The 6775-nt window shown below is 71.5% G+C and carries 10 protein-coding genes; 3 read left to right on the top strand and 7 right to left on the bottom strand.

What is annotated here, in order from left to right; all coding sequences use genetic code 11:
• The coding region (locus ACWDX9_RS57490) for a hypothetical protein (protein ID WP_449971630.1) at positions 1-526 on the top strand (526 nt) is incomplete at its 5' end.
• Between the two features lie 4 nt (positions 527-530).
• Here ACWDX9_RS57490 and ACWDX9_RS57485 read toward each other — a convergent pair.
• The 5 genes from ACWDX9_RS57485 to ACWDX9_RS57465 form a co-directional block, all read right to left on the bottom strand.
• Positions 531-923 carry an ATP-binding protein gene (locus ACWDX9_RS57485; RefSeq protein ID WP_449971628.1) on the bottom strand — a complete coding sequence of 131 codons (393 nt, stop codon included), beginning with the start codon at positions 921-923 and terminating at the stop codon, positions 531-533.
• Positions 920-1111: a DUF5999 family protein gene (locus ACWDX9_RS57480; RefSeq protein ID WP_449971625.1), complete on the bottom strand. Its 192-nt coding sequence runs from the start codon at positions 1109-1111 to the stop codon at positions 920-922. The genes ACWDX9_RS57485 and ACWDX9_RS57480 overlap by 4 nt, the downstream gene beginning before the upstream one ends.
• A 104-nt stretch (positions 1112-1215) precedes the next feature.
• A complete protein-coding gene (locus ACWDX9_RS57475; protein WP_449971623.1) occupies positions 1216-2319 on the bottom strand; it encodes a hypothetical protein in 1104 nt (367 codons plus the stop codon).
• 201 nt (positions 2320-2520) lie between these two features.
• Positions 2521-3033 (bottom strand): hypothetical protein, encoded by a 513-nt coding sequence (locus tag ACWDX9_RS57470; RefSeq protein ID WP_449971620.1) that lies wholly within the window; start codon positions 3031-3033, stop codon positions 2521-2523.
• Positions 3030-3815, bottom strand: a complete 786-nt coding sequence (locus ACWDX9_RS57465; RefSeq protein ID WP_449971617.1) for a MerR family transcriptional regulator — start codon at positions 3813-3815, stop codon at positions 3030-3032. The genes ACWDX9_RS57470 and ACWDX9_RS57465 overlap by 4 nt, the downstream gene beginning before the upstream one ends.
• A gap of 89 nt (positions 3816-3904) precedes the next feature.
• Between ACWDX9_RS57465 and ACWDX9_RS57460 the strand changes: the two genes are divergently transcribed.
• Both ACWDX9_RS57460 and ACWDX9_RS57455 read left to right on the top strand, forming a co-directional pair.
• Positions 3905-4219: an ArsR/SmtB family transcription factor gene (locus ACWDX9_RS57460; RefSeq protein ID WP_364258360.1), complete on the top strand. Its 315-nt coding sequence runs from the start codon at positions 3905-3907 to the stop codon at positions 4217-4219.
• A complete protein-coding gene (locus ACWDX9_RS57455) occupies positions 4216-5016 on the top strand; it encodes an SRPBCC domain-containing protein (protein ID WP_449971613.1) in 801 nt (266 codons plus the stop codon). Before ACWDX9_RS57460 ends, ACWDX9_RS57455 begins: the two co-directional genes overlap by 4 nt.
• A 53-nt stretch (positions 5017-5069) precedes the next feature.
• Here ACWDX9_RS57455 and ACWDX9_RS57450 read toward each other — a convergent pair whose 3' ends face one another.
• Both ACWDX9_RS57450 and ACWDX9_RS57445 read right to left on the bottom strand, forming a co-directional pair.
• The gene (locus ACWDX9_RS57450; protein WP_449971610.1) at positions 5070-6125 is read right to left on the bottom strand and encodes a DUF4037 domain-containing protein; all 1056 of its coding nucleotides are present in this window, start codon (positions 6123-6125) and stop codon (positions 5070-5072) included.
• A 76-nt stretch (positions 6126-6201) separates the two neighbouring features.
• A partial coding sequence (locus ACWDX9_RS57445) for a GNAT family N-acetyltransferase (RefSeq protein ID WP_449971608.1) occupies positions 6202-6775 on the bottom strand: 574 nt, incomplete at its 5' end.

Below are 6775 nucleotides of genomic sequence, written 5' to 3'. Positions count from 1 at the left end.
GCCCGGCGCGCGGGGCTGGCTGGGCACCACGGCCGGCGTCACCGACGACGGCCTGTTCGTCAACGTCGCCCGCTTCGCCGGCCGGGCGGCCGCCCACCGCAACGCCGACCGGCCCGAGCAGGGGCAGTGGTGGGTGGAGACCGCGAAACTGTTCGCCGGCGAGGTGACCTTCCTCGAATGCGACGAGGTGATCGAAATCCTGGGCGGCGGGTCCGATGAGGCGGGGTTCGTCCAGGTGCTGCAGGGGCGCGTACGCGACCACGCCCGGGTACGCGAGGTGCTGCGGCAGGGACAGGAGGAGCTGGCGGCCTTCCGTACGGACCTCATCGGCGCCACCGCCGCGCTGTGCGGGCAGGACAGCTGCGTCGAGACCGCCTACTTCACCAGCGAGGTGGCGGCCCGGCAGGGAGAGGCCAAGCTCCAGCCGCCGGCCATCCGGGAGCTGCTGCGGGCCTGGCAGGAACTGTTCGTCTCCGACGTGGACTTCTTCGACCTGCGCGAGCCGTGGCTGTACTCGCCGCGCTAACCGCTCACACATGGGCCCGCAGCCGTACGGGCACCTCGAACCAGACCAGCTTGCCCCGCCCGGTGGGAACGCAGCCCCAGCCGCAGGAGAGCACCTCCACCAGCAGCAGCCCGCGCGAGCCCTCGTCGTCGAGGCAGGCGGTACGCGGGCTCGGCGGCACCGGGCTGGAGTCCTCCACCTCGCAGCGCAGCAGCCCGTCGGCCGCCGACAGGCTCATGCGCACCAGGCCCCGCGCGTGCCGGACCGCGTTGGTGACCAGCTCGCTGATCAGCAGCTCGGCGTGGTCGCACGCCTGCTGCAGCCCCCACTCCGCGAGCTGGGCGCGGGCGGCGTGCCGGGCCCGGCGCACCGAGTGCGCCTGGGCGGCGAACGTCCACGACGCCGGCGCGGCGCTCACGCGGCCCGCTCCATGACGGCCGCCGGGACGATGCTGCGCCCGTCGGGCAGCAGCTCACCGGTATCGTCGAAAAACACCACCCCGTTGCACAGCAGTCCCCATCCCTGCTCGGGGTGGTAGGCGACCAGGCGCGCGGCCTGGTGGGCGGCGGAGTTCGCCGGAGGACAGGGAGGCTGGTGCGTACACATGGTGCGGATTCCCCCGTTCCTCGCATCCAGCTGGTTATCCGTACGCTTCCAACGTGCCTCACAACACCACGCCAAGAGCAGGTGAAAAATACCCTTATAGGTACCTATGTCTGGTTTGTGCGTAGTGTTGTCAGCGCCTCCCGGCCCTCATCCCACCGCCACCGCACATCGCGGCCACTCAGATGCACCCCGCCGATCCAGCGGTCCACCCCGTTCAGCCGCACATGATCCTCCTCACCCGCCAGCACCCGGGCACCCACCGCGGTCAGACCCACCCCCGTCGCCCGGTCCACCCGCCCACCCGCGGGCCGCAGATCCAGCAGCGGATACGGCGCCCCCGCCAGGCGCTCCATCATCGCGAAACACCACGTGTCCCCCAGATACCGGCGCGCCTCCCGGGCCGTGGCCCGCACGAAGACATCCCCCGCCGGACCCTCCTGCGCCGCGGCGGCCAGAACACGACGCTCAGTGAGGGAGAGCCCGTCACGGGTGGAGGGATACTCCCGGCACAGACGCTCGAACGCCTCACCCAGGAAACGCAACTCACCGGAACGGACCGCCGCGATACCCGGCAGACCCTCCGGCGTCGGAGCACGAAAAGCCGCCCACGCCCGGGTCGCCAACTCCAGCGCCGCCGCAGACAACCTCGCGCACGCCCGCGTCGACGGCAACTCCCGCAACTGCTCCGCACGCAACTCACCCAACCCACCGAACCGCGCGATGCCAGGATGCTCCCCGATACAGATCAACGTGACAGCCTCGGCCGGCACCCCCAACTCCGCCAACCAGGCGAGAATCTCCACGATCTGCAACTGATCGTACAAATCAGCCTCGAACCACAGCACATACTCGCCACCCCGGTTGGCCTCCACCGCCGCATCCCGCTCCACGAACATCCGCAGCCCCTCACCGCGGTCATCGGCGCCCGCCCCCACCAGGAACGCGGCCCTGACCCGGCGCAGCTCCTCCCGCCCCACCGCCGGAACCGGCCCCTCGTGCAGCACATCCCGCCAGAACACGATGCGCCGGGCCAGCCCCGTGCCCGCCAGATCGGTACCGTCACCGTTACTGATGTGCAGCGCCCCCAGCCAGTCCCGCTCCGCCGCGGACCGCTCGCCCAGGAGCCGGCGGCGCGCCACCGCATACGACTCACCGGTCCTGGCCATACGGGCACGCACCCGCCGCTTGAAATCCGCCTGCCTGGTCATGAACATCTCCCGAACGCCGCCGCGGCGCCCCCCAGCGACCGGCGCGGCAGGCGCACGACCAACCGGCAGATCCTCCGTCCGAGAGGTGAACCCCCCTTTGCCTCCATCAGGTGACCCGGCCGGGGCGGGTGGCCGGAGGTTGGGCGGGGACGGCCGCCACCGGCCATGCTAACCCCGCCCCACCGCCACCCGCGAGACCCCTCAGCCCGGACGCACCGGCTGACGCAGCACCGTACGCGGCTCCGGATCATCGAACGCCGTCAGATACACCTCATGATGCAGCCCATGGGGCACCAACCCCCGCTCCGCCATGAACGCCTCCATCACCGCCAGCGACCGATACTCCTCACTGAACGCGCCCACATGCAGCACCTCCACACACTCACCCTCCGTGAACGTCGCCACCCGCACCCGATCCACCGCCGCCCCCGACGAACGCGCACCCTCCCGCGCCCGCTCCACCAGCCCCGCCTCCGGCACCCCCGCCAGCGGCAGCAGCAGATGCCAGCGCCACAACTCCCGCGGCACCTCCAGCCCCGGACGCTCGTCCTCCACGAACCACAACCCCTCCAGCGGCCCCGCCGGACCGCCCATCCCCGCCGCCACCGCATACAGCGCACCGATGGCCGACACATGCTCACTCCCGCCCGGCTCACCCATGCCCGTCACATTCAGGCAGGTCACCGGACCGTACGTGACCAGCTCAGGATTCACGACTCCTCCAAACAGATCATCAGATGCGTAACGAGATGCTCAGGCGAGGTCACGGCCGGATCCGACACGTACACCTCGCGAATCGGCCCCCGAACCGCACACCGGCGCTCGCCACACCAGGCCAGCACCGCATGCGCCGTCAGAGACATCTGGTCATAAGGCCCCACATGCGTCGCACAGGCGAACCTGCCCCCCGGCAGCACCCGCACCGGCGCACCACCGCCACCCTCCCCGTCCCCGAGCACCCGGGCGGCCTCCACATCGAACACCTCACCGAAATCCACCGGGAACAACCCGATCAACTGAACCGGCCCGGCAGGCCCCAGCAGCCGCGACAACGCCGCCGACACCGCCCGCCCCACATCCTCCGGCCCCGCCGCCCGCTCCGTCGCCACCGCCACCCGCCGCGCCGGCTCCTCCACCACCCGCACCGGCACCGACGGCAACCCCTGCGCCATCACCCGCTCCAGCGACGCGAGCGTACGACGCCGCCGCGCCAGCTCCGCCTCCAACTCCTCCCTGACCCCGTCAAGCGCCTGCGCCCCGCCCGCCAGCACCTCACCCACCACCGCCAGCGGCACATCCAGCGAGCGCAGCAACGCGATCGACAACGCCACCCGAGCCTGCGACGCCCGGTAAAACCGGTAACCCGTCACCGCGTCCACCCGCGCCGGCCGCAACAACCCCAGCTCGTCATAGTGACGCAACTGCTTCACACTCAACCGCCCCAACCGGGCGAACTGCCCGATCGGCAGCAACTCCTCGTCCACGCGCACCAGCATGGACCCTCCCACCGAGGGAGAGTCCAACCGGCTCCACGCCCAATACATGCCCTTGCAGGCATATATCCAAGCGGGTATATTAACGAGCCATGCGCTTCGACGTGCTCGCGGAACCCACCCGCCGCCACATCCTCGACCTCCTCCTCGAACGCCCCCGCCTCGTCAGCGAACTCACCACCCACCTCGGCCTCACCCAACCCGGCACCTCCAAACACCTCCGAGTCCTGCGCGAAGCCGGCCTCGTCACCGTCCGCAAAGACGCCCAACGCCGCTGGTACGAACTCCGCCCCGCCCCCCTCGCCGAAATCGACGCCTGGCTCACCCCCTACCGCAAACTCTGGAACCACAGCCTCGACCGACTCGAACACCACCTCGACACCATGGAAGAGGAAGACGACCGATGAACGAAAACCTCACCATCCACCCCGACGGCCGCACCACCCTGCGCATGCAACGCCGCCTCCCCCACCCACCCGAAAAGGTCTGGCGCGCCATCACCCAGCCCGAACACCTCGCCCACTGGTTCCCCGCCACCATCACCATCGACGGCGACCGCATCAACTACGGCTTCGGACCCGACGGCCACATCACCGAGAACAACCCACCCCACACCTACGCCCACACCTGGGGCGAGGACGAACTCCGCTGGGAAATCCACCCCGACGGCCCCCGCGCCAGCATCCTCACCTTCACCCACACCTTCACCGACCACCACGGCGCCGCCAGCTTCGCCTCCGGCTGGCACACCTGCCTCATGGCCCTGCTCCACACCCTCGACGAACGCCCCGCCCAGCAACCAGCCGACAAGCAACCCGCCGAATTCGCCCGCCTCCACGAGGACTACATCGCCATCTTCGGCCTCGTCCCCGCCACCGCCGAAAACGGCGACGTACGCGTCGAACGCCAGCTCACCCGCCCCGCCGAAGACGTCTGGCACCTGCTCAACGGCGACGACGCCACCCCGGGCGACCCCCCGCCCGCACCCTTCACCGCACCCGGCCTGCGACCCGGGCCGGTCACCCGCGCCGAGAGCGCCAAACTCCTCGAATACGACACCCCGACCGGCCCCGTCCGCTGGGAGCTCACCCAGGGCACCGGCCAGGGCGCCCGGCTCATCGTCACCCACACCGGCGACACCACCACGCTCGACGCCTGGCGCATCCGCGTCGAGGAACTGGCCTCCGCCCTGGTGGATCTGTGATTTTCAGGGGGTGAGAAGGGTGGTGCGACCACCCACGCCCTTTACAATGTAGATCACTTACCTGGGAGGCCGAGAACCGCCGCCGTCATCGCCCGCGCCCGCCCCGGCGCCGTCAGCAGGTCCGTCGAATCCGACAGCTGATCCACGCACCCCACCAGGGGCAACCCCCTGATCACCGGGTCCGACACCGACTCCAGCAGCGCCTGCGCGAACCGGTCCCCGCCGATCACCTCGAACGGCCGGTCGAAGAACCCCCGTACCCGCTCGTCCAGCCGCTCGGCCAGCCCCACCCGGTTCTGCAGCGCCGCCACCCGCGCGTACGCCCCCGACAGCCCCTCCTGCCGCTCCCGCCAGGAGCGCGCCGCCACCGCCGCCCCCAGGCACTCCCCCAGCTCCGTCGAGCCCGGCATGCGCGCCAGCGCGCTGCCGAGCCATTTCGCGTACGGCGGGTAGCGCCGCCGCAACAGCAGCGCCAGCCGCATCACCTCCCGCGCCAGCCGCGCCCCCACCACGGCCGAGCCCAGCTCATCGCCCACCTCGCCACATCGGCCCGGGAACGGCTCCTCCTGGGCGATCCGCCGCCACTGACACGCCAGCACATACCGCCACACATCCTCCGGATACCAGCGCAACGCCGCCCGGGCCGTCTCCAGCCCGCCCCCGGAAACGGCGGCCTCCAGCCCGTCGTGGAACACCTCACCCCGCGTCACCTCGGCCAGGCTCTGCCACGGCGCCGACAACCAGTCCAGCAGCGACACCCCCGCACGCGGATCGAAACCCAGCCGCTCCACCAGCCACGACCCCAGCTCCGTCACCGCCACCCCGGGCTGCACGCTGCCGTGATAGCCGAACACGGTCGGAAAACCGCCGAACCGCTCCGGCAGGCCCGCCACCACCTTCGCCCGCACCTCGGACGCCATCCCGGGCGCCACGAACACCAGCACCCGCGGCCCCCAGTCATGATCGGCCGAGCGGGCCGTGTCGAACTCCAGCACCTCCGACCCCGGCCCGATCAACGCCGCACTGTGCGCGACCCCGGACACCAAAGGCGCCACCACCTCGCCGTAGAAGGCGCGGGACAACTCGATACCTGGTACAAAATCGGACATCACGCCGTCAACTCTGCCCCAGCGCCGCCCGAACCTCACCCGATTTTCCGGCGCCCGCCCGGGAGCCAGCCGGGGGTCAGCCGGCGACGTGAGAGGCCATCACCCGCCGGCGCCGGTAGCCGATGCGCTCATAGAGCGTCAGGGCCGCCGCGTTGTCGTCGTCGACCATCAGCGCCGCCCGCCCGTAGGCGGCCAGCAGCTCCGCCGACGCCCACCGGCACACCCGATCGGCCAGCCCGCGCCCCCGCAGGCCCGCCTTCGTCGCCACCCCGGCCAGCAGCCCCACGCTGGGCGCCGGCCAGGCATCGGCCGCCACCGCCGCCAGCTCGTCGCCGACGCGCAGCCCGGCCCACCGCCGCACCCCGGCGATGCCGGGCACCGCGTACGAGTCGGGCGCGTCGGCCGCCAGGAGCGCCGCGACCTCGGCCTCGGCCGAGGGCTCCAGCCAGCCCACCCCGCGGGGAGCGGGGCCGTCCAGCGCAGGCAGGCTCATCCAGGAGAACGTCCCGGACTCGCGCAGGCCGTCGAGCTTGGCCGTCACCTCGCGTACCAGCTCCAGCTCCCCGAACGGCCGGTAGGAGGGCCCCAGCTCGGCCAGCGCGTACCCGACCAGCTCCACCGCGTCCGAGGCCGCACCCCACACGCCCAGC

Source organism: Nonomuraea sp. NPDC003201, from assembly GCF_053590415.1.
This window is presented reverse-complemented; position numbering and strand designations above follow the sequence as displayed.